We start from the raw sequence: 24,325 nt of genomic DNA, 5'->3' as shown, positions 1-24,325 counted from the left end.
ACGTACCCCGGGGGCGTAATCCCATCAAAACCCCCCTTCTTCCCACCCCCCCACCCCCCCCCGCCCGGTTCGCCCCCCTTCCCCGCCCTCCCCCCCCCCCCCCCCCCCCGGGACCCACACCGGGTGTGCTCCGGGAGTTTTCGCTCACCGCGCCGAGCGAGATCTCGCAGTACCGAGAGCGCATCTGAACCGCGGGCTTCCCGGCACGTCGAGGGGCTGTGCCGGGAAGCCAGCGGTTACCCGCGAGCGGGGTCACGTCCGCGAACGGGGGTGTGCACACCGAACCGGTGCGCTGGATGCTCACGAACGCCGCCCATCCCTGGGAGCAGGCTCGCATCCAGCGCACCGGTTCGTTCAGGCGATCGGCGCGTCCAGTGAGGCCGGGGTGCCGCTGACCGACGCCGCCGCGGCGCTCAGCCGCCGGACCGCCTCGTCGATCTTGTCCGGCGGCAGGGAAAACGGCAGCCGGATCCAGCGCTCGAGGCCGCCGTGGACGCCGAAGCGGGAGCCGGGCGCCACCTGGACCCCGTGGCTCGCCGCGGCCACCGCCAGCCGCGAGCTCACCGGCTCCGGCATCCGGCACCACAGCGACAGGCCACCCTTCGGCAGCGTGAAGGTCCACTCCGGCAGGTACCGGTGCACCGCGCCGGCCAGGGCGTCGCGGTAGCCGCGCAGCTCCTCGCGCCGGTGGGCCAGCGCGGCTTCGTCGGCCAGCAGCTCGGTCAGCACGATCTGCTCGAACACCGGCGACCCGAGATCGACCGCGTAGCGCGCCGAAACCAGCCGGCCGAGCAGGTCCTCCGACGCGCGGATCCAGCCGAGCCGCAGCCCGCCCCAGTGCGTCTTCGACGCCGAGCCGACGCAGATCGCCAGGTCGCCGGCGAAGGTGGCCAGCGGCGGCGGCCCGTCGAGCGGGTCGCCTTCCAGGTCCAGCTCGACGAGCGTCTCGTCGACGACGACCGGGGTCCGGGCGCGGGCCAGCACCGCGCCGAGCCGTTCGCGGCCTTCGGCGTCCAGGCGCAGGCCGGTCGGGTTCTGGAAGTCGACGACCAGGTAGGCGAAGCGCGGGTTCGCCTGGCGCAACGCCGCGTCGATGCCCGCGATGTCCCAGCCGCGCAGCCCGGCCGGGTCGAGCGCCACCGGCACCGGGATCGCGTGCGCGGCGCGGATCGCCTCCAGCGCGTTCGGGTACGTCGGCTGCTCGACGAGCACGCGGTCGCCGGGGCCCGAAAGCATCCGCAGGACCAGGACGAACGCGTGGTGCGCGCCGTTGGTGACCATCACCTGCGCGGGCGTCGTCGGCAGCCCGCGTTCGGTGTACCGCCGGGCGATCTTCTCCCGCAGGCCGAGCAGGCCGCGTTCCTGGTAGCCGTGGTCGCCCAGGTGGTCGGCGAGCCGGACGCGGGCCGCGTCGACCGCCGCGGCCGTGCCCGGGATGGCTGGCGAGGACGCGTGGGTGAAGTCGATCGAGCCCTCCCCCACCGGGGCGAGCGGGCCGCGGCGACGCCGGCCGGGCGCGGCGATCCACGACCCCGCGCCGCGGCGGCTCGCGACGAACCCGTTCTCCCGCAACCGGTCCAGGGCCGCGCCGATCAGCGTCCGGCTGGCGCCGAGCGCGTCGGCCAGCTCGCGCTCGGCGGGCAGCCGGGTGCCGAGCGGGAGCTGGCCGTCCAGCACCTGCAGCTCGATGGCGGCGGCCAGATCGGCCGACCCCTGCCGGGACCCGCCTTGCCGCCAGGAGCCCAGCAAGGTGGCCAATCGAGGACCGGAGATGCGTCCACCTACCGGGATGACGGATTCCATCAGGCCAATATCCTGGAAGTGGCCATGGTTTACAAGACCACTTTGCCCTGATAGTGGAGAGGTGGCTCAGATCGATCTCCGGCCCGTCCGGATCTCCCGCGACCCCGTCCGCCGCAGTGTCCAGCTGTTCGGGGGCCTCGCCCTCTACGGCACCAGCGTCGCCTTCGTGACCCGCGCCGGCCTCGGTCTCGAGCCGTGGAGCGTGCTGGCCGAAGGCGTCCTGAAACACACCGGCCTGACGTTCGGCACGGTCACCGGGCTGATCTCCGTGGTCGTGCTCCTGCTGTGGGTCCCGCTGCGCCAGCGGCCCGGGATCGGCACCATCGCGAACGTCGTGGTCGTCTCGGTCATGGTCGACGCCGTGCGGGCCGTGCTCCCCGACCAGCACGACCTGGGGTGGCAGATCGCGCTGCTGGCCGGCGGGGTGGCGCTCAACGGCGTCGCGACCGCCACCTACGTCGGCGCGCGGCTCGGCCCCGGTCCCCGCGACGGCCTGATGACCGGGCTGGCGGGACGCACCGGCTGGTCGGTCCGGCTGGTGCGCACCGGCATCGAGGTCACCGTGGTCGCCGTCGGCTTCCTGCTCGGCGGCACCGTCGGGATCGGCACCGTGCTCTACGCACTGGCCATCGGGCCGCTCACCCAGATCCTGCTGCCGCTGACCACCTGGCGCGACCGCGCCGCCGAAGAGCAGGAGCAGGGCCGCTAGCCGGCCTTGCGCTGCTGCACCGCCCGGCGCAGCGTCGGGTAGTCGGCACCGCGCCGGGCGAGCACGTCGTCGGTGTCGCGCTGCTGGGCCAGCGCCAGCAGGATGTGCTCCTGCCCGAGGTGCTTGTCCCCCAGCCGGACGGCCTCCTTGAGGCTCAGCTCCAAGGTCTTCTTCGACTGCGACGTGAACGGGATGTGCCCGCGCTTGACCGGCCCGAGCCGGCCGGCGAGCGCCCCTTCGCCGTGGGTCTGCTCGATGCGTTCGACGATCTGCTCGACGTCGATGCCGAACTCGGTGAGCGCTTCGGCGTCGGCCTCACTGACCCCGCCGCGGCGCCGGGTGCGCGCCAGCTCGGCGGCGACGTCCTCCGCGGAGATACCCAGCTCGGCGAGCAGGGGGACGTCGGTCTTGACCAGGCCGGCCAGCAGGTGCACCGGCCGGATCTCCACCGAACCGGACTCCCGCGCCACGATCTGCGCTTCGACGACCGCCATCCGCGCGTCCGCCGTGAACCGTTCGAACATCAGTGCCTCCCGTACTTCTTGTGCACGGCCTGCCGGCTGACCCCCAGCTCGGCGGCGATCTCCTGCCACGACCAGCCGTTGATCCGCGCGCTGCGGACCTGCACGGCCTCCAGTTGTTCCACCAGCCGCCGGAGCGCGGCGACCGCACGCAGTCCCACCCGGGGATCGCGGTCGCCGGCCCGGGCGGCCAGGTCTGTCGCTTCCGTCATGCCTGTCAACCTACGTTGACATCGGAGCCGTGTCAACCTGAGTTGACAGCTCGCTGCGATGCAGTGAATGACTCATTCCTGGCATCCGACGCAGTGAATGAGTCATTCACTGCGCTCCTCGGCAGCGTTCTCGGCGCGAAGACCGCGGACCGGCGACGTACAGTCGGGTGATGCCCGAGATCGTGATCGCCGAGCGGGCCGGGGTGGGCGCCGACGGCCACCCCCGCCCGACCGAAGACCACGTCGTCGTGCTGGACAACGCCGTGTTCGTCCTCGACGGCGCCACCTCGTCGGACCCCTCGCAACCGCCGGGCGGCTGGTACGCCGAACGGCTCGCCCGCCGCCTCGCCGACGACCTCCGCGCGGCACCCGAAGCCGACCTGACGGACCTCCTGACCAGCGCGATCGCCGTCGTGACGGCGGAGAACGCCCTGCGGCCGCAGCAGTCGCCGTCGAGCACGGTCGCGGCGGTGCGGTGGCTCGAAGAGCGCGTGGAAGCGCTGGTGCTGGCCGACAGCCCGGTCGTCGGCTTCGGCGGCTTCGGCGTCGACGTCGTCTCCGACGACCGGCTCACCCGGCTGCGGCGGCGCGGGATGCTCCAGACCGGCGCGGACGTCCGGCGCCGGCGCAACGCCCACGACGGTTTCTGGGTCGCCGAAGCCGATCCGGGCGCGGCCGCCCACGCGGTCCGCCGCAGCTGGCCGCGGGCCGACGTCGACGCCGTGCTGCTCGCCAGTGACGGCGTCTCGATCGGCGTCGACCAGTACGAGCTGTTCGACTGGCGCGAGGTCCTCGCGATCACCCGCGCCGACGGTCCGGACGCCGTGCTGGACGCCGTCCGGACCGCGGAGAAGCAGGACCCGGACGGCGAACGCTGGCCGCGTCCGAAGCGCCACGACGACCAGGCCCTGGTACTGATCGACTTCGCATCCGGGGGAATTCAGGGTCTTCCCTGATCACGACCGTCCCGTTCTCCGAGAACCTGGAGAGCATGGGGACGGAACAGGGGAAGCGCACGAGACCGTGGCGGCTCGTGGCACTGGGCGCGATCGGCTGGGGGCTGTTCACGGCCGTGGTGCTGCACATCATCAGCTCGCACGACCCGGTGTACGACACGCTGTCGAGCTACACCGTGACCGACCGGGGCGAAGGGATGCTCGCGGCGAGCGTGCTGTCGCTGGCCATCGGTTCGCTGGCGGTGCTCGGCGCGCTGCACGCCGCCGGTGTGCCGCTGTCACGGACGACCCGGGTGCTGCTCGCGCTCTGGTCGCTCGGGATGGCCGCGGCCGCGGTGTTCCCGGCGAGCTACCCGGAGGCGCCCGACCCGGTGAGCGGCGAGATCCACCTCTACGCGTGCCTGGTCGCGTTCCTGAGCCTGCCCGGCGCGGCGATCTCGCTGCTGGAAACGTTGCGGGGACGGCCGGAGCGCGCCGCCGTCGTACGGGCGATCCGGCTGACCGCGGTCGCGTTCGGGCTGTTCGCGATCAGCTTCGTGCTGGTGCGGCTGAGCGAAGCCGAAATCGGGCCGTTCCGCGAGATCTCGGACGCGTTCCCGATCGGGGTCACACAGCGGGGGCTGCTGCTCGCCGACGTCGTGCTGCTGTGCACGCTGCTGCGGGTCGCGACCCGGCTCGAGTCAGCCTTCGACGGCCTCGGCGAATTCGGGCGCGTAGCCGTACAGGCCGGGCATCCCGCCGGTGTGCAGGAACACCACGTGGTCGTCGGGGGCGAAGTGGCCCGCCCATTCGACCAGCGCGGCGGCCACCTTGCCGGTGTAAACCGGATCGAGCACAACGCCCTCGGTGCGGCCGAAAAGCCGTAGCGCGTTCCAGACCGCGTCGGTCGGGATGCCGTAGCCGGGGCCGAGGGTGGAGTCGCTCATCTTCGTGTGCGTGAGCGGCGGCGGTTCGACGCCGAGCAGCTTCGCCGCGCCGTCGACGAGGTCACGCAGGTTCTCGGTGGCCTCGTCGAGCGGGTGGCTGACGCAGGCGATGCCGACGCCGAGGTTCCCGAGCAGCGCGGTGGCCAGCACCACCCCGGCCGCCGTGCCGCCACTGGCGTGCGGGATGACGAGGTGGGCGCGCTCCACCCCGCGTTCTTCCAGCTGCTTCGCGAGTTCATACGTGGCGCGGACGTACCCGAGGGCGCCGAGGTCGTTGGAGCCGCCGACCGGAACCGTGGCGACCTTCCGGCCTTCGGCGGTGGCTTCGGCGACGAGCCGGTCGTAGGTGCGGCCGGTCTCTTCGCCGTCCGCGCAGACGTGGACGGTCGCGCCGAAGAGCTTGTCGAGCGGGATGTTGCCGCCGCGTTCGTACGCTTCGCCGTCGCGAGGGACCTTCGCGGTGAGAACGAGTTCGCAGCGCAGGCCGAGCTTCGCGCACGCGGCGGCGGTCTGGCGGCCGTGGTTGGTCTGGAGCGCGCCGAACGTGATCACGGTGTCCGCGCCGGCTTCCCGGGCCGCGCCGAGGTGGAACTCGAGCTTGCGGAGCTTGTTGCCGCCGGCGCCGAGCGGGTGGACGTCGTCGCGTTTCAGCCAGAGGTTCCGCAGGCCGAGGGCTTCGCCGAGCCGCGGCGCCTCGTGCAGCGGCGTCGGCCAGCCACCGAGGTCCACGCGGGGGATCGCGGCAAGAGCGGCGTCGGGAAATCCGGCGAAGTCGAACGTCATCGGCCCTCCAGGCTCGGCTGTCCCCCCACTCTAGAGCGCCCCAATGTGGCGTTCGGTGCGTCAGACGCACCCAATGTGGCGTTCGGTGCGTCAGACGCACCCAATGTGGCGTTCGGTGCGTCAGACGCACCCAATGTGGCGTTCGGTGCGTCAGACGCACCCAATGTGGCGTTCGGTGCGTGGGACGCAACCAACGCCACATTGGGGCGCTCGGGAGTAGCCGGAGACCGCCGGTATCCGGTAACGTTCGTTCGAACGAACGAGAACCTTCCGGGGGCCGCCATGACAGCCACGAGCCTGGACTTCACCGGTCTCGCTGCGCAGGCCGCACAGCTCGCCGCGGGCGAAGTCACCTCCGCCGAGCTCACCGCGACCGCGCTCGGGCGCGCGCACGCGAGCCAGCCCACCCTCAACGCCTTCCGGCACCTGCGCGACGACGCGGCACTCGCCGAAGCGGCCGAGGCGGACGAGCGGCTCGGGGCCGGCGACCGGAAACCCCTGCTCGGCGTGCCCGTGGCGATCAAGGACGACGTCGACCTCACCGGCCTGCCCACGTCGTTCGGCTGCGCCGGCGAGTTCCCGTGCGCCACCACCGACGCGCCCGCCGTCGCGCTGCTGCGGGAGGCCGGCGCGGTCATCATCGGCAAGACGAACACCCCCGAGCTGGGCCAATGGCCGTTCACCGAGGGCCCGGCCTTCGGCGTGACGCGCAACCCGTGGCACCCCGGCCACACCCCCGGGGGTTCTTCGGGCGGGAGCGCGGCCGCGGTGGCGTCGGGGGTCATCGCGGCCGCGCTCGGGTCCGACGGCGCCGGCTCGGTGCGCATCCCGGCCGCGTGGACCGGGCTCGTCGGCATCAAGACCCAGCGCGGCCGGATCCCGACCGACGGCGAGCTGTTCCACGGCCTGACCGTGCTCGGCCCGCTCGCCCGCACCGTCGAAGACGCCGCCCTGCTGCTGGACGTCACCGCCGCCACCGGCCGCACGTTCCGGACCGCCGCGACCCGCGAACCGGGCCGGCTGCGGATCGGGCTGTCGACGCGGATTCCGTTCACCGCCACCAAGACCCGGCTCGACCCGGTCGTCGAAGCCGCCGTGCGCCGGCTCGCCGAGTCGCTCGCCGGGCTGGGCCACGAGATCGTCGAGGTCGAGCCGGACTACGGCTTGATCGGCCTGACGTTCCTGCCGCGCTCGCTCACCGGCGTCCGCGACTGGACGCTGCGCGTACCCGACCGCACCGGGCTCGACCCGCGCACCCGCAGCAACGCCGGCCACGGACGGCTGCTGGCCGGGCCCGCGCTGCGGCTCGCGCGGGCGCTGGAGCCGGGACTGCACCGCCGGATCGGCTCGGTCTTCGGCCGCGTCGACGTCCTGCTGACCCCGACGACCGCGACCCCGCCGCCGCCGATCGGCACGTTCGACGGGCTGTCCGGCTGGGAGACCGATCAGGCCATGATCGCCGCCTGCCCGTACGCTTGGCCGTGGAACGTGCTGGGCTGGCCGGGGGTCAACGTGCCCGCCGGGCTGACGGACGGCGGGCTGCCGCTGGGAGCGCAGCTGCTCGGCCCCTCGCACGCCGAGGAGCGGCTGGTTTCGCTCGCCGCGCAACTGGAAGAGGTCGAACGGTGGCCGGAGCGGCATCCCGAGACAAGCTGGTAAGCACCCGGGAAGCCATCCTGCGCGGCGCGCTGACGGTCGTCGGCGAGCACGGCGTCGGCGGGCTGACGAACCGCCGGATCGTGGCCGCCGCCGGCGTGTCCCTCGGCACGCTCACCTACCACTTCGCCAGCCAGACGGCATTGCTGCGCGAAGCGATGCTGATGTTCGCCGCGGAGGAGACGGCGAAGCTCGGCGCGATCGTCGACGGCTACCGCGCCGACGGCCTCAGCGTCGAGCAGGCCGCTTCGGTCGTCGAGCACGTGATCGCGCAGCTGCCGTTCGGCGCCGACGAGCTCGGCGCGCACGAGCTGTACCTCCAGTCCGCCCGCGATCCCGAGCTGCACGAAGCTTCTTCGCGCTGCTTCGCGGCGTACGACGAACTGGCCGTGACAATCCTCGAAGCGCTGGGCGTGCCGGAGCCGCGGCGGCTGGCCGGGCCGGTCGTCGCGCTGATCGCCGGGCTGCAGCTGCGCCGCCTGGCGACCGGGGAGACGGACACCCCGGTCGCCGAACCGCTGATGATGCTGCTCCGCGGGGCTTGATGGCCCCGCCGATCGTCCGCGGCACGGCGGCGTGGAAGTACTTCGGCGACTTCCGCGACGGGCTGCTGGCGGGACAGGTGCTGGTGCTGCAGGTGGCGCACCCGGTCGTCGCGGCGGGTGTGCGCGATCATTCCGGCTACACGTCCGATCCCTGGACGCGGCTGATGCGCACGGGCGCGTCGCTGTCGATCTACGTCTACGGCGGGGTCGCGGGTGCGCGGGTGGAAGCCGCGCGGTTGCGGGCCTTGCACCGTTCGTTCACGGGCTCGCTGGACGGACGGCGTTACAGCGCGTTGAACCCCGAGGCCTATGCCTGGGTACACGCGACTCTGGTGAAGGCTCCCGTTGACGCGCAACGCTTCTTCGGCCGACTGCTGTCCGATGTAGAGCTTGAGGAGTACTACGCGCAGATGTGCGACGTCGGACGCCTGCTCGGCGTGCGGGAGCGCGACCTGCCGCCGGACTGGACGTCGTTCGAGCGCTACTACGACGAGATGGTGGCCGGGTTCACCGGGAATCCGACGATCGACCAGCTCTTCGAGACGATCCGGACGGTGCGCAAGCCGGTGCGGTGGCTGCCCGACTCGTGGTGGCGGTGGCACTCCCGGACCCAGCTGTTCCTGCTCCGGGCGACTCTGCCACCGGTACTTCGCGACCGCCTCGGTCTACAGTGGACTCTTCGGGACCAACGCCGGTTCCTGCGTTTCGCCCGCACGGTAAGGCTTCTCGCGACACCGATCCCGGCCGGGCTGCGGACCGCGCACATGCGGTGGATCGGCAAGCTCAACGTCTGGCTCCGCGCCCACCCGAAGGTCTACCAACGCCTGATCGGCGGCAACGGGCCCGGCAGGATGTCGTGAGTGAGAAACAGTGTTCCAACCCTGTTTCTCACTCACGACCGCTGACCCGGGCGTAGTGGGCGCGGGCCTTGGCGCGGTTGCCGCAGCGGGACATCGAGCACCACTGACGGTTCCGCCGCGGCGACGCGTCGCAGAACCGGACCCCGCAGTCGTCCGCCGCGCAGATGCGGACCTCCGCGTCGCTCGCCGCCAGGTCGATCGCGTCCGCCGCCAGTGCCGCGAACGCCACCGCCACCGGGTCCTTCGGCGCCGGGACCTCGCGGCGCAGGCGACCGTCCGCCACGACCAGCCGCGGCGGGGGCGCGGCCGCCGCGGCCGCCGCCTTGTTCACCAGGTCGACGTCCATCTCGTCCGGCAAGCCGTCCGCGAGCAGCACCCGGTCGATCGCTTCCCGCAACGCCTTCGCCGCCAGGACGTTCCCGGCCGTCACCGGCACCGGGCCCGTCGTGAAGCCCGCGAGCGAGAGCCACTCCGCCAGCGCGTCGGGCCCGGTCAGCATCTCGACGCCCTCGGCGTACCGGGAGCGCAGCGTGTTGACCAGGTCGAGGCACGGCCGTCCGCCGTCGAAAGCCCACTCCATGTCCACACTCTAACCGTTGCGAACGGTTAGAGTGGCCGCTATCTTCTAACCGTATGAACAGGTTAGAAAGCATGGCCACGGTCAACGGCATCCGGATGCACTACGTCAGGGCCGGCGAGGGCCCGCCGTTGTTCCTCCTCCACGGCTGGCCGCAGACGTCGCACTGCTGGCACCGGGTCCTCGAGCCGCTCGCCGAGACGCACACCGTCATCGCCCCCGACCTGCGCGGCTACGGCCGCAGCGACAAGCCCCGGACCGGCTACGACAAGCGCACGATGGCCGCCGACGTCGCCGCCCTCGCCGAGCACCTCGGCTTCGAGCGGACCGCCGTCGCCGGGCACGACCGCGGCGGCCGCGTCGCCCACCGCTGGGCCCTCGACCGCCCGGACCAGGTCGACCGCCTCGCCGTCCTCGACATCGCCCCGACCCGCGCGATGTGGCAACGCCTCGAGACCGGCACCGCGCAGGCCTACTGGCACTGGCTCTTCCACCTCCAGCCCGACCTCCCGGAGCTGCTCGCCGGGCAGAACATCGCCGCCTACCTCGGCTACTTCTACGAACGCTGGACCTACCAGCGCCACACCCTCGACCCGGACGCCGTCGCCGAGTACGTCCGCGCCTTCTCCCAGCCCGGCGCCCTCCGCGCCGGTTTCGACGACTACCGAGCCTCCTTTCCGGACGACGCCGAGCTCGACGACGCCGACTACGAAGCCGGAAAGCGCGTCACCCAGCCGCTTCTGGCGCTCTGGGGCGCGAACGGCCTCCTCGGCACCCTCCCCACGCTCGAGATCTGGCAGGAGTACGCCAGTGACGTCACCGGGGTCGCGCTCGACGAGTGCGGCCACTTCCTGCCCGAGGAACAGCCCACGGAAGTCGTCGCCCACCTGCGGAAGTTCCTGCACCCCTGAGATCCCCGGGGGCTCCGGTCCCCCGCACTGGGGACCGGAGTTCCCCCCGCGCCGTGACGCCCGGCACGGTCCACCGCCGATAAGTTCGCTCCACGATGGGGACCAAATCGAAAGCCGCGTTGCTGATGCTGCTCGCCGTGCTGGGGATCGCACTGGCCGGCGGGACCGCACACGCCGACGGCGCGCCGTCCGGCAGCGACATCCAGATCGCGCAGACGCTCGGCGCACGCGAGCTGACCGTGATCATCCGCCGGGTCGACGTCACGCCGTCGCCGTTGCGGGTCGACGTCGTGACGCACCAGGGCACCGCGCCCGGCACGCTGCACCTGGCCGTCGCGGCCGACGGCGTCGTCACTTCGCGCGGTGACGTCGTGCTCGGCACCGAACCGGGCGTGTACGCGGGAAATCTCCAAGTCGGCAAGCCGGGGCCGTGGGAACTGTCGCTGGACGACGGCAGCGGGACCACCGCGACCATCCCGTTCATCGTGCCCGCGCGGGTGGTGCCGCCGTGGGAGAAGGCGACCTACGGCGGGTTCGTCGCCGCGGGCGTGTTCCTGCTACTCGCCTTGGTGGTCGGCATCCGAGCGCGGCGGACCGCGTTCGCGCTGGTCCCGGCCGGCGGCGCGGTCGCCGCGATCGCCGTCGCGGTCACCGGCGCGCTGCTGTCGGCGAGCACTCCCCCGCCGCCCGCGCCCGGCAGCCAGCTCGACCCGACGTACGACAACGTCACCGACCCGTACGCCAACGCACAGCTGTCCACAGTGGACTACTCGCGGCCACCGGTGAACCTGGCGGTCCAGGCCGAGCGCGGCGGACTGACGCTGCACCTCACCGACGGCGCCACCGGCCGCCCGGTCGACGACCTGCTGATCCACGACAACGCACTCGTGCACCTGGTGCTGGTGTCGCCGTCCGGCCGGATGAGCCACCTGCACCCGGTGCGCGTCGGCCCCGGCGGCTACCGCGTCGACGTGGCCGATCCGGAAGCGGGCACGTACACCGTCGCCGCGGAGCTCGTCCGGCGCGGTGGCGGGGTCCAGCTCGTCCGGTCCACTGTGGACTTGACAGGCACGGCCGCGCCCGCCCCCGAACCGGCCGGCGCCGGACCGCGGACGGTCGAGGGCACGCCGGTCGACCTCACGATCACCCCCGGCACGCCGACCACGATCACCGCGCACTTCAAGACCCAGGACCTCCAGCCGTGGCTGGGCATGCTGGGCCACCTGATCGTCGCCGGGCCCATCACCGGGCCACCGGGCACCGACGCCGCGAAGGCACCGACGTGGGCACACGTCCACGCGATGATCCCGCCGGTAGCGGGCCAACCGGACCGCCCTGACGAGACCGTCGCCGCCTACGGGCCGGACGTCAGCTTCACCTACACCTTCGCCACGCCCGGCCGGTACCGGATCTGGCTGCAGGCCGAACGCGGCTACCGCGTGCTCACCATCCCCGCCGTGGTCGACGTCCCGACGACAGGAGCCGGCCGATGAACCGCCCCAAGGTGCTGATCGCCGTCGTCGCGCTGATCGTCGTGGCCGGCGTCACCTGGCTGCTCTGGCCCGCCGGCGCCGCGAAAGCCACCACGCAGCAGGCGGTTTCCGGGCCGTACACCGTCCAGTTCTCCGCGGACGCGCCCCGCATCGGCGGCAACTCGTTCGCGGTCGCGGTGACCGGGCCCGCGCCCGACAGCGTCCTGGTCGAACCGGTCATGGCGCAGATGGGACACGCGTTCGCCCCGGTGCTCGCCGTGGCGGAAAGCTCCGGCCGGTTCCGCGCCACGGGAGTCGCGCTGCCGATGTCCGGGCAGTGGGAGATCACCGTGTCCCTGCGCGGCCCCGGCGGGCCCGCCCAAGTCGTTTTTCCGTTGCTGGTCAAGTAGAAAGGGTCGGGGGATGGATCTCACCGCATCCGGCGTGCGCACCACGTCGGTCGCGAAACAGGCGCGAACGGGCTTGCTGCCCGCGAACGTCGTGCTCGGGGGGTCACTGCTGTCACTGGTCGGGCTGACCTGGGACATCCAGTGGCACAGCGATGTCGGGCCGGACACGTTCTTCACGCTGCCGCACCTGTTCCTGTACGCGGGCAGCGCGGTCGTCGGCCTGGCGAGCCTCGCCGTCGTGCTGCTGACGACGGCGGCGCGCCGCGCGGGCCGCCCGGTCGACCCGCGGGTCGGCGGCCGCGTCGTCAACGTGTTCGGCCGGACGTTCGCGGCACCGCTGGGTTATCTCGTCTCCGGCGTCGGCGCGGCGACGTTCCTGCTGTACGGCCTGTGGGACCAGTGGTGGCACGGGCTCTACGGCTTCGACGCGGTCATCGACTCGCCGCCGCACATCGGGCTGCTGCTGTCGATCACGGTGTCGCTGATCGGCACGACCGCGGTGTTCGCCGCGGCGCGGGAGCACCGCTGGGGGCGGATCGGCACGCTGGCTTCGCTGACCGTGCTGCTCACGTTCGGGCCGGTGCTGGCGCTCGGGCTGCAGCAGGTGCCGGACGACTACGCCGACGCCGTCTCGATCGGCTGCTCGATGATGGCGGTGCTGCTCGTCGCGGTCGGCGCCGGGTTCCTGCGCCGGCCGGGCGGGGCGGTCGGTACCGCGGCGATGGTCGCGGCCGTGCAGGCGGTCTTCTGGTGGTTCTCGCCGTGGGCGGCCCAGGCATACGCGGACCTCGTCGGCCTGCCGATGCGCGACGCGATCTCCGGGGTGCCGGAAATGCCGTCGCTGACGCCGATGGCGCTGCTGCCGGTGGCCGCGCTGATGGAGCTGGCGTACTTCGCCGGCCGCCGCCGCGGGTGGTCCGCGGGCCGCGTGTCCGTGCTCGCGGGCGGGATCGCCGGCCTGCTGATCGGGCTAAGCCTGCCGCTGCAGCGCGTCCTGCTCTACACCGGCGCGCACCTGCCGCCGGCCTGGTACCTGACGACGACGGCCGTGCTCAGCGGCCTGCTCGGGCTGCTCGGCGGGTTCGCCGGGTGGCGGTTCGGCGGGATGCTCTGCCTGCTGGCGCCCGCGAAGAAGGGGGAAACCGCTGATGCGTAAGGCACTTCTGGCCCTGGCGGCGGTCACTGGGCTGCTGTTCGCCACCGCGGCGCCGGCGAACGCCTACGAGCCGGTCAACATCGTGCACACCGAGCACGTGCAGGCCGGGCCGTACGGGATGACGATCGGGTTCAGCACCTGGCCGCTGAAAGCCATGCAGTCGCTGGACTTCACGTTCATCCCCGACGGCGGGATCGAGGACAAGTCCGGCACGCTCACGATGATCAACCCGGAGGGCGGCAAGAACCGCACGCAGCCGCTGGTCCGCCACCCGCGCAAGCTCGACGTGTGGGGGCTCGACGTCCGCTCGATGCCTCGGCCGGGCGAGTGGACGTTCCACTTCACGGTCAACGGCCCGGCCGGGTCCGGCACCGGCGACCTGCGCGCGCTGCCGGTGCTCGAGCAGCCGGGGCCGCCGATGGGCCTGAGCTGGGCGATCAGCACGCTGCCGTTGATCGGGCTCGTGGCGCTGGTGGTGGTGGCCTGGCGCCGGACCCGGAGCCGGTTGCGCGGGGGTGAGCTTCCGGCGATCGGGTGAGATTCCCCTCACAATCGGGGCCTGGACGTATCCGCGCCGCCGCGAAGGCCTCCTTCACCAGAGACGGGGAAGGGGGCCTTCGCCATTTTTTCGGACGCAGCAGGGGATGGATCAGGCCGGCAGGTCGAACTGCCCGGCCTTCACGGCGACCAGGAACGCTTCCCATTCGGCGGTGTCGAACACGAAGACGGGGCTGGTCGCGAGCTTGGTGTCGCGGACGCCGATCAGGCCTTCGCGGCCGAGGTTGACCTCGACGCAGCTCCCACCGTTGGGCTCGCTGGCGAAGGACTTCTCCCAGGCAGCCTCTTGGAACAGGGACACGGCCGTGTTCGGATCGTAATCCGCGAACGACGGATAATCCGCCATGGGTCGTACCTCCGTGGATCGATGGGGGGCGCGGCCGGGACCAGGTTGAAAGTACCCGCGTCCGGCTACTCAGTGTCTCAATGGAGTACGCCACACGGCCAAGCGGGTGATCAACTAGGTCCGGCCTCGACATGAAGATTATTCCAGGAGTAGGATTAATCGCATCGGCCGGGGCGCTGGTGTCGGTGAATGACTGCCTTTCTGCGACGGGCGGTCCCCGAACGCAGGCCACTGGTTGACGACCGACCAAACCACCACCGCAGGACCTCATGGGGGAGGATCAGCGTGATCGTCGAGGACAGCGCGCCACCGGGCGTGCTCGCCATGGGCAGGCCCGCCGGAGAGGCCCGCCGGGTGGTCCACGCCTCCGGGCGGGACATCACGAGCCAGCTGGTCCGAACCCAGCGCGGGGAAGCGTTTTCCCGTACTGAACTGGAATGGCCGGCCCCCGGGGCCGGCCTGCCGTGTGAACCCTGTCTCGGACTGACCAGCGTTGAACGCGCCCGGTCTCCGCGACGAGAGCTGGGGGTGTAGACGATGGCCGTCCGGCTGAACTCGCTCTTGCGCCGCGAGGAAGAAGAACACCGCGGCCGCCGCGGAATCGGCAACGAACTGAGGAACCGCTTCGGTTTCAGCCTGATCCAGGCGCCCCTGCGCAAGACGACGACGTGGGCGACGGACCAGGACCTCCCGCTGCAGCGCCACTCCGACGGGGTCCGGACCACCCGGCCCCTCGAAGCCGCGATCGACCTGAGCCCGCTCCTGCGCGGCCGGGTGGGCTCGCGCGCCTGAACTGCTGTCCCACCACGGCGAGAGCCCCGGTCCCCTGCGCGGACCGGGGCTCTCGCCGTTTCCGGGCCGCGCCGGGTCGCCTCCGATGCAGGTTCGGGCTCACCCAGGCGCTGGAAGCGCGGGTGGGCGATGCCATGAACGACTCGTTCACCCCGTCAGACGCGGTGAAAGGGTCGTTCATGCCGTCCGAGCTACGGTTTCCGCAGCAGCAGCCGTCCCTGCCGGAAGGGGCGCTCCCCTTCCACGGCCTCGCGGTACATCCGCCCCACCTCGACGAGTCCGGCCTCGGCCGCGATGTCCATCAGCTCACCCAGCGGCCACCGGTACGCCGTCGTGACCTTGTGGTCGAACTCCGAGACCGGCCCGTCGCCGGACTCGAAGCACCCCAACAGAACGTGACCGCCGGGCGCCAACGTCCGGGTGAATTCGGCGAAGTACCCCGGAATCTCCGCCGGCGGCGTGTGGATCACCGAGTACCACGACAGGATCCCCGCGAGCGACGCGTCCGGCAGGTCCAGTGCCGCCATCGAACCCACTTCGAACCTCAGCGCAGGCTCAGCGGCACGCGCCAGCGAAACCATCTCCGGCGACACGTCGACGCCGAACGCGTCGAGCCCCAGCGAGTGCAGGTGCGCCGTCAGGTGGCCGGGTCCGCAGCCGAGGTCGGCGACCGGCCCGCGGCCGCGCACGTAGTCCGCGAACGCCGCCCACGCGGCCCGGTCCAGCGGGTCGCCGTCCCAGATGCCGCGGACGAACTCCGCGTACTGGACGGCGACCGCGTCGTAGGCCGCCGTCACGGTTTGCGGCCGAGGCCGCAGAGGTGGCCGACGAACGCCGGGTCGTTCGCGAGCTTCTTCGTGGCCCGGGACTCGATCTCGTCCGGGTGCCACTCCGGCAGGTAGACGATGCCCGGCTCCACCAGCTCCAGGCCGTCGAAGAACGACGTGAACTCGGCCTTGCTGCGCAGGTGCAGCGGCGTGCTCGACTTCTTGTACTGCTCCACGATCGACGCACGGCTGTCGGAGTCGGCCAGCGCGCCGAGGCCTTCGGTGGTCAGGTGCGACGACAGGAAGTACGAGCCGGACGGCAGCAGCGACAGGTACTTCTGGATGGTCTGGGCCACCGGCTCGTCCTCGCCGAGGAAGTACAGGACGCCGACGATGATCAGGCCGATCGGCCGGTTCGTGTCGAGGACGCCGGTGTCGAGCGCGCGCTTCCAGATGTCGGCCGGGTCGCGCAGGTCGCCCTGCAGCACCGCGTGCCGATCGGCGACGCCCTCCTTCTCCAGCAGGACCTGCGAGTGCGCCACCGCGACCGGCTCGTTGTCGACGTACACGCACCGCGCGTTCGGGTTCACCTCCGCCGCGACCTCGTGGACGTTCCCGACCGTCGGCACGCCCGACCCCAGGTCGAGGAACTGGTCGATGCCGTTGCGCGCCAGGTACCGGACGCCGCGGCCGAGGAAGTCGCGGCCGGCGCGGGCGACCGTCTTGATCATCGGGAACGTCTTGACCGCCTGCTCGCCGAACTGGCGGTCGATGGCCCAGTTGGCGTTGCCGCCGAGGAACCAGTCGTAGATGCGGGCCGCGTTCGGCCGCTCGAGGTCGACGCCTTCGGGGGCCTCGGGGTCCTGCGTCGTCATTTCCGTCCTCCAGGCTTGCGGCCGACACCGCCGACCACGCTCGCGAGGGGGACCGGGGCGGCGCCGGGCTCGGGGCGCCACTCTCCCACAGGCACGATCCCGGGGTCGACGACCTCGAAGTTACCGAAGAACGCGGCGATCTCGTCGAGCGACCGGGAGACCGCCGGCGAGCTCGACTGCTCGGACAGCTTCACGAGCCGCCGGATCTGGTCCAGCTCGTCACCGTCGACGCCGGACTCGGTCGCGTGCGAGAGGACGTACGCCGACCCCGGCGCGAGCAGCGTCCGGTAGTCGCGGATGGCTTCGCGCACGCCGGTGACGTCGGGCAGGAAGTGCAGCACGGCCACGGTGAGCAGGCAGATCGGCCGCTCGGGGTCGAGGACCCCGGTGGCCAGCGCGGCTTCCCAGACCTCCTCGGCGTCGCGCAGGTCGGCGTGCAGCACGGCGTGCCGGTCCGGGTCGCCCGTCTCCTCGAGCAGCATCCGCCCGTGCGCGACGGCCACCGGCTCGTGGTCGACGTAGACGCAGCGGCAGTCGTCGGCGTAGTCGTCGGCGACCTCGTGGACGTTGCCGGCGGTCGGGATGCCGGAGCCGAGGTCGAGGAACTGCGTGATGCCCTCGGTGAGGCAGTGGCGCACGGCCCGGCGGAGGAAGTCGCGGTTGCCGCGCGCCAGGGTCTTCGCCAGCGGAAACGCTTTCACCGCCAGCTCGCCGTACTGCCGGTCGATCGCCCAGTTCGCGCTGCCGCCGAGTGCCCAGTCGTAGATCCTCGCCACGTTCGGCCGGTCGAGGTCGACGGCGTCGGGGAGGAAGTCGGGGTCCACGATGTCCCCTTCGGGCGGCACTTCCGGTGGAATGGGGCGCAGCAGAGCCACTCTACCGACAGCTGTTGCCCGCTCGGGACCCTTCGCGCGGCCGTTCGCCCTATTGGAGCTGCTGCATCTGGCCGCGGTAACCCTCCGCGAGCTCCTTGAGGAACTGCCGGGTCTCCTGCCGCTCCAGCGCCGCTCCGCGCAGTCTGTCCCATGAGTCGACGAAGATGTTGAAGTCCTTGACGTCGTCGAGGTACAGCCCGCCGGCGGAGTGCTCGATGTAGACGAAGTCCCGGGTGCGGTCCGGGAAGCGCATGATCGTGAAGTCGTTGGGCACCGCGGCCAGCCGCGCGCCGAACGGCAGCACGTGGACGTAGACCCGCGGGTGCCGTTCGAGGGAGAGCAGGTGCTCGACCTGGTCGAGCATCACCGCGGGCGCGTGCCCGCCGGGAGCCCGGCGCAGCGCGCCCTCGCTGATGATGAACCGGTAGTACGGCGGCTGCTGCTGCTCGAACACGGCCTTGCGGTCGAGCCGGTTGCGCACCAGCGACGTCACGTCCGTGGCGCCGAACTCGGTGAACTGCTTGAGCATGTAGTGCTCGGACTGCAGCGGACCCGGGATGCGCTCGCCGTGCCAGGTGAGGATCTCCGCGGCCGCGGGCTCCAGGTCGGTGAAGGTGCGGAACCAGTGCGGCACCACCGAGCGGTAGCCCGACCAGTGGCCGCGCTGCCCGGCGGCGGCCCGCGCCAGGTTCATCAGCGTGTCGGCTTCTTCGCCGTTGATCCCGAACGCGTTCAGCATCGATCGCACATCCCCGAGCTTCACCCCGACGGCACCGGACTCGATCTTGTTGACCTTGCCCTGGGTGCAGCCGAGAACCTCGGCGACCTGCTGCTGTGTCATCCGCGCCGCGGTGCGGGCATGCCGGAGCTCGTTTCCGAGCTGCTTCCGGCGCGAGGTGACGGTGCTGGCCATCGCCCTGCTCTCCCGGACCACTACAAGCGACGGCGGCCGCGGGCCGCCGTCTCACGCGAACTATCGAACCCACCCAGGTTAGTGCTTCACCTTGCGGATCTCGATGATGACATCGCGCAGCGTTCCAGGAAACGGCGCGGAACGCCAGTCACCTGTGTCTTCACTCGCCTGGACCAGCGAAATTCCTAATTATTCCGCCAACCGGCGGAGCCCGGTCTCCGGCAGACTGGGCCGGTGACCGATCGTTCGCCCGCCGCCGCCACCGTCACCCGCCTGGCCGACCGCGTCCACGGCTACGTCCAGCCGGACGGCTCCTGGTACATCAACAACTGCGGGTTCGTCGACGCCGGCGACCACACCGTGCTGATCGACACGTGCTCGACCGAGCGCCGCACGCACGCGCTGCTCGAGACGGTCGAAGCCGCCACCGGCAGCCCCGTGACGACGCTGGTGAACACCCACCACCACGGCGACCACACCAACGGCAACTACCTGGTCGGGAGCGCGACGATCATCGGGCACCGCAAGACGCGGGAGCTGATGGTCGCCGAGGGCATCCAGACGTTCGAGGGCGTCTTCGTCGGCAGCGACTGGGGCGAGCTGCGGTCGCGGCCGCCGGAGGTCGTGTTCGACGACCGGCTGACCGTGCACGCGGGCGACCTCACCCTCGAGCTGATCCACCCCGGGCACGCCGCGCACACCACCAACGACGTCCTGGTCTGGCTGCCCGAGCAGCGCGTGCTCTACGCCGGTGACCTGGTGTTCAACGGCGGCAGCCCGTTCGCGCTGATGGGCTCGGTGGCCGGCTGGCGCGCCGGGCTGGACGTCATCCGGGAACTCGAGCCGGACGTGATCCTGCCTGGCCACGGCGCCCCGTGCGACCTCTCCACGGTGGAGGCTGTCGACCGGTACCTGGCCTTTGTCCAGGAGACGGCCGAGCGCGGGAAGGCCGCCGGGTTGTCGCCGCTGGAGGTCGCCAAGGAGACGGACCTGGGCGAGTTCGCGTCGCTGAGCGAGCAGGAGCGGCTGCCCGGAAACCTGCACCGCGCGTACGCCGAGCTGGACGGCGCCGAGTGGGGCGCGCAGATCGACCTGGTCGCCGCCGTGACGGACATGGTCGCGATCAACCGGGGCCCGATCCGCTGCTTCTCCTGAACTAGGTGAGCTGCTCCTCCGTGCCCTCCCTTGAGGCCTCGATCGGACTAGTGTCTGAATCGAGAGAGACTTCGGAAGGATGCGGATGAGCAAGAAGGCGAGCATCGGGGTCACCGGCCTGGCGGTCATGGGCCGCAACCTGGCCCGCAACCTGGCCCGGCACGGGCACACGGTGGCCCTGCACAACCGGTCCGAGGAGCGGACCCGCGCGCTGGTGGAGCAGTTCGGCGACGAGGGCGACTTCATCCCGGCGTACTCGGCGCAGGCGTTCGTCGACGCGCTGGAGCGGCCGCGGCAGGTCGTGATCATGGTGAAGGCGGGCGGCCCGACCGACGCCGTCATCGAGGAGTTCGCGCCGCTGCTGGAAGAGGGCGACGTGATCATCGACGCCGGCAACGCGCACTTCGCGGACACGCGCCGGCGCGAGCAGGCGCTGCGCGAGCGCGGGCTGCACTTCGTCGGCAGCGGCGTCTCCGGCGGCGAGGAAGGCGCGCTGCACGGGCCGAGCATCATGCCCGGCGGCTCGAAGGAGTCGTACGAGTCCCTCGGCCCGCTGTTCGAGGACATTTCGGCCAAGGTCGACGGCGAGCCGTGCTGCACGCACATCGGCGCGGACGGCGCCGGCCACTTCGTCAAGATGGTGCACAACGGCATCGAGTACGCCGACATGCAGCTGATCGCGGAGTCGTTCGACCTGCTGCGCGGCGCGGGCGGCTACTCCCCCGCCGAGATCGCCGACGTGTTCCGCACGTGGAACACCGGGCGGCTGGACTCGTACCTGATCGAGATCACCGCCGAGGTGCTGGCGCACGTCGACAAGTCGTCCGGCAAGCCGTTCGTCGACGTCGTCGCCGACGCCGCCGAGCAGAAGGGCACCGGCCGCTGGACCGTGCAGATCGGCCTCGACCTGGGTGTCCCGATCTCGGGCATCGCCGAAGCCGTCTTCGCGCGTTCGCTGTCCGGCTCGACTTCGCTGCGCTCGGCCGCTCGCGGGCTGGGCGGCCCGGCGCGGTCGCCGCTGACGGGTTCGTCGCTGGAGCGCTTCGCGGACGACGTCGAGCAGGCGCTGTACGCGTCGAAGGTCGTCGCGTACGCGCAGGGCTTCAACCAGATCCAGGCCGGCGCGACGGAGTACGGCTGGGACATCGACCTCGGCAAGGTCGCCTCGATCTGGCGCGGCGGCTGCATCATCCGCGCGAAGTTCCTCAACGACATCACCTCGGCCTACGCCGACGAGCCTTCGCTGCCGACGTTGCTCACGTCCGGTGGCTTCCGCAAGGCCGTGGAGGACGCGCAGGACTCGTGGCGGTCGGTGATCTCGACGGCGGTCAAGCTGGGCATCCCGACGCCGGGCTTCTCGACGGCGCTGGCGTACTACGACGGCCTCCGCGCGGACCGGCTGCCGGCGGCGCTGGTCCAGGGTCAGCGTGACTTCTTCGGGGCGCACACGTACCGCCGCGTCGACCGCGACGGCTCGTTCCACACGGCCTGGGCCGCCGATGGCCGCCCGGAGTCCGACGCCTGAGTGCAAGTCCGTGAATGTCGCATTGAGGGACTTGAAGTCCCTCAATGCGACATTCACGGCTTTCGGCCTGCCTGACCGGGAAGACCCCCTGGTCCTGCCCGGTCAGAGCAGCGTCACCAAGGCCAGCGCCAGGAGCGCGGCCAGCCAAAGCGGTCTCATCCCCGCGCGGCGAGGATCTCTTCCAGCACCGCCAGGATCTTCCTTTCGGCCTCCTCCTTGGTGATCCCGAGGCCGTCGAGCACCTCGAAGCCGGCACCTTCACGCTGCTCCAGCAGCGCCAAGAGGATGTGCTCGGTACCGATGTAGTTGTGCCCCAGCCGCAGGCCCTCGCGCAGGGTCAGCTCGAGGGTCTTCTTGGCGGCCCCGGAGAACGGCGTCGGGCTCGGCACGGGCACGACCGCCTCGGGCAGCCGCGCCTCGGCCGCTTCACGGACGTCGCCCAGTTGCACACCTTGCGCGACGATCGCCCCGGCCGCGAGGGCCGCGGGCTCGGTGAGCAGGCCCAGCAGGATGTGCACGGTGTCGATGTGCGGGCTGCCGTGTTCGATGGCGGCCTTCTGGGCCTCGACGATGACGTGCCGCGCCCGGTCGGTGTAGCGGCCGTAAACCCGTTCGATCGCCCCGGAGGTGTCACCGCCCGGGTCGACCTTGGGCACGAACCGCTTCTGCGCGGCCTGCTTGGTGACGCCCATGCTCTGGCCGATCTCGGTCCAGGAGGCGCCCGAACGGCGGGCCTGGTCGACGAAGTGGCCGATCAGGTGGTCGGCGAGCTCGCCCAGGTGCTCACCCATGTAGACGGCGTCGGACAGCTGGGCCAGTGCGTCCTTGTCGTTGTTGCTCTTGATGGCGGAGATGAGGTCGTCGAGCTTGATGGGGTATTCAGGAGGGGTCATGCCGTCAACTGTAGGTTGACGACCTCGGGTCGTCAACCGCGCGTTGACGCGACCTTCAGGTGCTCCTTGAGGTTGAACTCGCTCGCCGCCAGGTCCGCGTAGCGCGGGTGCGGGTCGGCCGTGAACAGGCGGCGCGCGGCGATGTGGTCCGCCGGCCGGTTCACCGACTCGACCGCGATGAGGACGTCGTCGCGGAAGGACAGCACCGAGAACTTGCCCGCCTCGCGGTCGCCCGCCACCACCGTCCGGTCCGTGTCGGCCAGGATCCCGGCGATCTGCAGCTTCGCGCCCGACTGGTCGGTCCAGAACCACGGCAAGCTCGCGTACGGCTCTTCCGTGCCGGTCAGCGCCGCGGCCACGCACCGGGCCTGGTCGACGGCGTTCTGCACCGACTCCAGCCGGGTCGCCGCGCCCGCCTGCACGCACGGGAAGTTCGCGCAGTCGCCGATGGCGAAGATCCGCGGGTCGGACGTGCGCAGGTGCTCGTCGACGACGACGCCGTTCGCGACGTCCAGCCCGGCGGCCTCGGCGAGCGTCGTCTCCGGCACGACGCCGACGGCGATCACGACCAGGTCGGCGGGCAGCCGCCGGCCGTCGGACAGCTCGACTTCGCGCACCCGCGAGTCACCGTGCAACGCCGAAACTCCTTGACCGAGCAGCACCGTGTGCCCGGCTTCGCGGTGCAGCGCGGCGAAGTAGCCGGAGATCTCCGGCGTCGCGACGCGGTTGAGGAGCCGGTCCTGCGCCTCGACGATCGTCACGGGGCGGCCGGCGTGCGAGGCGAACTCCAGCCCGATGAAGCCACCGCCGACCACGACGACGTTCTCGGCGTCTTCGAGGGACGCACGCAGCCGGTCGGCGTCGTCGCGGGTGCGCAGGGTCAGCACGCCCGGCAGGTCCGCGCCGGGGACGGGCAGCGTCCGGTTGCGCGCGCCGGTGGCCAGGACCAGGTGGTCGTACGCCAGTCCGGTGCCGTCTTCGAGGCGTACTTCCGACGCGGACCGGTCGACCGAAGCGACCCGGCCGGCGACCAGCTCGATGTTCTTCTCGGCGAAGAAGTCCGCACCGCGCAGGTGCAGCTGCTCGAGCCCGGCTGTCCCGGCCAGGTAGGCCTTCGACAGCGGCGGCCGCTGGTACGGCACGCCCGGCTCGTCCCCGATCAGCACGACCCGGCCGGCGAAGCCGCGGTCCCGCAGCGACGCCACGGCCTGGAACCCGCTCTGCCCGGCCCCGACGACGAGAACGGTGCTCACTCCCTGCTCACCCATGTTTTCATCTGAGCACACCCCGCCCGGCTCGTCGAGGAACGAAGTCGATCAGTGGGGTTCCCCGCTGGTCCGCAACGCCCGCGGCGCCCTCAGCACCCGCGAAATCCCGCGCGCGGCCGCCCGCACCGCCGGGACCAGCGTCCGCGGATCCGTCCCCTCGGCCGGGACGACCACCGAGATCGCCGCGACCACCTCGTCCGTCGAGTCGTAGACCGGGGCCGCGACCGACAGGGAGATCAGCTCGATCTGGCCGTCGCTGATCGCGTAGCCGTCACGGCGGACGTCGGCCAGCACCCGCCGCAGCCGCGAAGACGAGCTGATCGTCTTCGCGGTGAACGTCTTCAGCGGCGCGGACAGGACTTCCTCCTGGGCCTCGGCCGGGGCGTGCGCGAGCAGCACCTGGCCGACGCCGGTCGCGTGCGCGGGCAGCCGGCCGCCGACGCGCGTCAGGACGTTGACCGCGCCGCGGCCCGAGATGCGCTCGACGTAGACGACTTCCGCGCCGTCGAGCACGGCGAGCTGCACGTTCTGGTGGGTGGCCTCGTAAAGGTCCTCCAGGAACGGCATCGCGCTCTCGCGGAGTTCGGCCCCGTGCGGAGCGAGCGAAGCGACTTCCCACAGCCAGAGCCCGACGCGGTACACGCCCGCTTCGTCACGGACGAGCGCGCCGCGCCGGGTCAGCTCGCCGGCCAGCCGGTGCGTGGTCGACAGCGGAAGCCCGACGCGGCGGCTGAGTTCGGACAGCGTGAGCTGAGGCCGCTCGGCCGTGAAGGCGCCCAGCAGATCCAGGACGCGATCGACGACCGACGGCGGCCGCCGCGCGCTGTGTCGCATGGGGATCAGTCTTCGCATCGACGGGAG

Annotated in this window: 26 protein-coding genes and 1 pseudogene; 14 read left to right on the top strand and 13 right to left on the bottom strand. The window is 71.6% G+C overall.

The features are described from left to right. Positions 1-354: 354 nt before the first annotated feature. On the bottom strand, positions 355-1,803 hold the full coding sequence (gene yczR / locus ACZ4TR_RS37370) for a MocR-like transcription factor YczR (protein WP_465292816.1): 1,449 nt from the start codon (positions 1,801-1,803) through the stop codon (positions 355-357). Positions 1,804-1,864: 61 nt separating this feature from the next. Here yczR and yczE point away from each other — a divergent pair, with 61 nt between their 5' ends. Continuing rightward, positions 1,865-2,512, top strand: coding sequence for a membrane protein YczE (gene yczE, locus ACZ4TR_RS37365; protein ID WP_465292814.1), 648 nt, complete (start codon positions 1,865-1,867; stop codon positions 2,510-2,512). On the opposite strand, the gene ACZ4TR_RS37360 is transcribed toward yczE, so the two are convergent. Both ACZ4TR_RS37360 and ACZ4TR_RS37355 read right to left on the bottom strand, forming a co-directional pair. Further along, positions 2,509-3,036, bottom strand: coding sequence for a Clp protease N-terminal domain-containing protein (locus ACZ4TR_RS37360; RefSeq protein ID WP_465292812.1), 528 nt, complete (start codon positions 3,034-3,036; stop codon positions 2,509-2,511). The genes yczE and ACZ4TR_RS37360 overlap by 4 nt on opposite strands. Further along, positions 3,036-3,245 (bottom strand): helix-turn-helix domain-containing protein, encoded by a 210-nt coding sequence (locus ACZ4TR_RS37355; protein WP_284750436.1) that lies wholly within the window; start codon positions 3,243-3,245, stop codon positions 3,036-3,038. Before ACZ4TR_RS37355 ends, ACZ4TR_RS37360 begins: the two co-directional genes overlap by 1 nt. A gap of 170 nt (positions 3,246-3,415) precedes the next feature. Between ACZ4TR_RS37355 and ACZ4TR_RS37350 the strand changes: the two genes are divergently transcribed. Continuing rightward, positions 3,416-4,201, top strand: a complete 786-nt coding sequence (locus ACZ4TR_RS37350) for a protein phosphatase 2C domain-containing protein (protein ID WP_465292810.1) — start codon at positions 3,416-3,418, stop codon at positions 4,199-4,201. A gap of 35 nt (positions 4,202-4,236) precedes the next feature. After that, a pseudogene (locus tag ACZ4TR_RS37345) lies at positions 4,237-4,797 on the top strand (DUF998 domain-containing protein); the annotation flags it as partial. A gap of 84 nt (positions 4,798-4,881) precedes the next feature. Here the strand turns inward: ACZ4TR_RS37345 and ACZ4TR_RS37340 are convergent. Further along, positions 4,882-5,910: a D-cysteine desulfhydrase family protein gene (locus tag ACZ4TR_RS37340; RefSeq protein WP_465292808.1), complete on the bottom strand. Its 1,029-nt coding sequence runs from the start codon at positions 5,908-5,910 to the stop codon at positions 4,882-4,884. A 282-nt stretch (positions 5,911-6,192) separates the two neighbouring features. Here ACZ4TR_RS37340 and ACZ4TR_RS37335 point away from each other — a divergent pair, with 282 nt between their 5' ends. From ACZ4TR_RS37335 to ACZ4TR_RS37325, 3 genes are read left to right on the top strand one after another with little or no spacing between them, the layout of a single operon-like run. Further along, positions 6,193-7,569, top strand: coding sequence for an amidase (locus ACZ4TR_RS37335; RefSeq protein ID WP_465292806.1), 1,377 nt, complete (start codon positions 6,193-6,195; stop codon positions 7,567-7,569). Beyond that, complete coding sequence (locus tag ACZ4TR_RS37330) at positions 7,536-8,111, top strand: TetR/AcrR family transcriptional regulator (protein ID WP_364522531.1); 576 nt, start codon at positions 7,536-7,538, stop codon at positions 8,109-8,111. Before ACZ4TR_RS37335 ends, ACZ4TR_RS37330 begins: the two co-directional genes overlap by 34 nt. Next, positions 8,111-8,971 (top strand): oxygenase MpaB family protein, encoded by an 861-nt coding sequence (locus ACZ4TR_RS37325; protein WP_465292804.1) that lies wholly within the window; start codon positions 8,111-8,113, stop codon positions 8,969-8,971. Before ACZ4TR_RS37330 ends, ACZ4TR_RS37325 begins: the two co-directional genes overlap by 1 nt. A gap of 28 nt (positions 8,972-8,999) precedes the next feature. Here ACZ4TR_RS37325 and ACZ4TR_RS37320 read toward each other — a convergent pair whose 3' ends face one another. After that, positions 9,000-9,551: a CGNR zinc finger domain-containing protein gene (locus ACZ4TR_RS37320; protein ID WP_465292802.1), complete on the bottom strand. Its 552-nt coding sequence runs from the start codon at positions 9,549-9,551 to the stop codon at positions 9,000-9,002. A 53-nt stretch (positions 9,552-9,604) separates the two neighbouring features. On the opposite strand from ACZ4TR_RS37320, the gene ACZ4TR_RS37315 reads away from it, so the two are divergent. The 5 genes from ACZ4TR_RS37315 to ACZ4TR_RS37295 all read left to right on the top strand — a co-directional run bounded on the left by ACZ4TR_RS37315 (position 9,605) and on the right by ACZ4TR_RS37295 (position 14,035). Next, positions 9,605-10,459: an alpha/beta fold hydrolase gene (locus ACZ4TR_RS37315; RefSeq protein ID WP_465292801.1), complete on the top strand. Its 855-nt coding sequence runs from the start codon at positions 9,605-9,607 to the stop codon at positions 10,457-10,459. A 95-nt stretch (positions 10,460-10,554) separates the two neighbouring features. Next, the gene (locus ACZ4TR_RS37310) at positions 10,555-11,952 is read left to right on the top strand and encodes a hypothetical protein (protein ID WP_465292799.1); all 1,398 of its coding nucleotides are present in this window, start codon (positions 10,555-10,557) and stop codon (positions 11,950-11,952) included. Beyond that, entirely contained in the window at positions 11,949-12,341 is a 393-nt protein-coding gene (locus ACZ4TR_RS37305; protein WP_465292797.1) for a FixH family protein, read from the top strand. Before ACZ4TR_RS37310 ends, ACZ4TR_RS37305 begins: the two co-directional genes overlap by 4 nt. Positions 12,342-12,354: 13 nt before the next feature. Next, positions 12,355-13,497, top strand: coding sequence for a hypothetical protein (locus ACZ4TR_RS37300; RefSeq protein ID WP_465292795.1), 1,143 nt, complete (start codon positions 12,355-12,357; stop codon positions 13,495-13,497). Then, positions 13,490-14,035, top strand: a complete 546-nt coding sequence (locus ACZ4TR_RS37295; protein WP_465292793.1) for a hypothetical protein — start codon at positions 13,490-13,492, stop codon at positions 14,033-14,035. Before ACZ4TR_RS37300 ends, ACZ4TR_RS37295 begins: the two co-directional genes overlap by 8 nt. A gap of 111 nt (positions 14,036-14,146) precedes the next feature. On the opposite strand, the gene ACZ4TR_RS37290 is transcribed toward ACZ4TR_RS37295, so the two are convergent. After that, entirely contained in the window at positions 14,147-14,401 is a 255-nt protein-coding gene (locus tag ACZ4TR_RS37290) for a DUF397 domain-containing protein (protein ID WP_285482105.1), read from the bottom strand. A 537-nt stretch (positions 14,402-14,938) separates the two neighbouring features. On the opposite strand from ACZ4TR_RS37290, the gene ACZ4TR_RS37285 reads away from it, so the two are divergent. Beyond that, a complete protein-coding gene (locus ACZ4TR_RS37285) occupies positions 14,939-15,193 on the top strand; it encodes a hypothetical protein (RefSeq protein WP_364522517.1) in 255 nt (84 codons plus the stop codon). Positions 15,194-15,384: 191 nt separating this feature from the next. Here ACZ4TR_RS37285 and ACZ4TR_RS37280 read toward each other — a convergent pair whose 3' ends face one another. From ACZ4TR_RS37280 to ACZ4TR_RS37265, 4 genes are all read right to left on the bottom strand, one after another. Then, positions 15,385-15,990, bottom strand: coding sequence for a class I SAM-dependent methyltransferase (locus ACZ4TR_RS37280; protein ID WP_465292791.1), 606 nt, complete (start codon positions 15,988-15,990; stop codon positions 15,385-15,387). Next, positions 15,987-16,835, bottom strand: a complete 849-nt coding sequence (locus ACZ4TR_RS37275) for an SAM-dependent methyltransferase (protein WP_465292789.1) — start codon at positions 16,833-16,835, stop codon at positions 15,987-15,989. The genes ACZ4TR_RS37280 and ACZ4TR_RS37275 overlap by 4 nt, the downstream gene beginning before the upstream one ends. Beyond that, a complete protein-coding gene (locus tag ACZ4TR_RS37270; protein ID WP_465292788.1) occupies positions 16,832-17,659 on the bottom strand; it encodes an SAM-dependent methyltransferase in 828 nt (275 codons plus the stop codon). The genes ACZ4TR_RS37275 and ACZ4TR_RS37270 overlap by 4 nt, the downstream gene beginning before the upstream one ends. A gap of 100 nt (positions 17,660-17,759) precedes the next feature. Further along, positions 17,760-18,623 (bottom strand): helix-turn-helix domain-containing protein, encoded by an 864-nt coding sequence (locus tag ACZ4TR_RS37265; RefSeq protein ID WP_364522509.1) that lies wholly within the window; start codon positions 18,621-18,623, stop codon positions 17,760-17,762. Between the two features lie 234 nt (positions 18,624-18,857). Between ACZ4TR_RS37265 and ACZ4TR_RS37260 the strand changes: the two genes are divergently transcribed. Next, positions 18,858-19,778, top strand: a complete 921-nt coding sequence (locus ACZ4TR_RS37260) for an MBL fold metallo-hydrolase (RefSeq protein ID WP_465292786.1) — start codon at positions 18,858-18,860, stop codon at positions 19,776-19,778. 85 nt (positions 19,779-19,863) lie between these two features. After that, a complete protein-coding gene (gndA, locus tag ACZ4TR_RS37255; protein ID WP_465292784.1) occupies positions 19,864-21,303 on the top strand; it encodes an NADP-dependent phosphogluconate dehydrogenase in 1,440 nt (479 codons plus the stop codon). 155 nt (positions 21,304-21,458) lie between these two features. Here gndA and ACZ4TR_RS37250 read toward each other — a convergent pair whose 3' ends face one another. The 3 genes from ACZ4TR_RS37250 to ACZ4TR_RS37240 all read right to left on the bottom strand — a co-directional run bounded on the left by ACZ4TR_RS37250 (position 21,459) and on the right by ACZ4TR_RS37240 (position 24,298). Further along, a complete protein-coding gene (locus ACZ4TR_RS37250; RefSeq protein ID WP_465292782.1) occupies positions 21,459-22,196 on the bottom strand; it encodes a Clp protease N-terminal domain-containing protein in 738 nt (245 codons plus the stop codon). Positions 22,197-22,228: 32 nt separating this feature from the next. Then, positions 22,229-23,449: an NAD(P)/FAD-dependent oxidoreductase gene (locus ACZ4TR_RS37245; RefSeq protein ID WP_465293107.1), complete on the bottom strand. Its 1,221-nt coding sequence runs from the start codon at positions 23,447-23,449 to the stop codon at positions 22,229-22,231. Positions 23,450-23,512: 63 nt separating this feature from the next. Continuing rightward, the gene (locus ACZ4TR_RS37240) at positions 23,513-24,298 is read right to left on the bottom strand and encodes an IclR family transcriptional regulator (protein ID WP_465292780.1); all 786 of its coding nucleotides are present in this window, start codon (positions 24,296-24,298) and stop codon (positions 23,513-23,515) included. Positions 24,299-24,325: the final 27 nt, after the last annotated feature.

The organism is Amycolatopsis sp. NPDC028719, from assembly GCF_055565395.1.
Note: the sequence above shows the minus strand (reverse complement) of the source record. Positions and strands in the feature narration are given on the sequence as shown.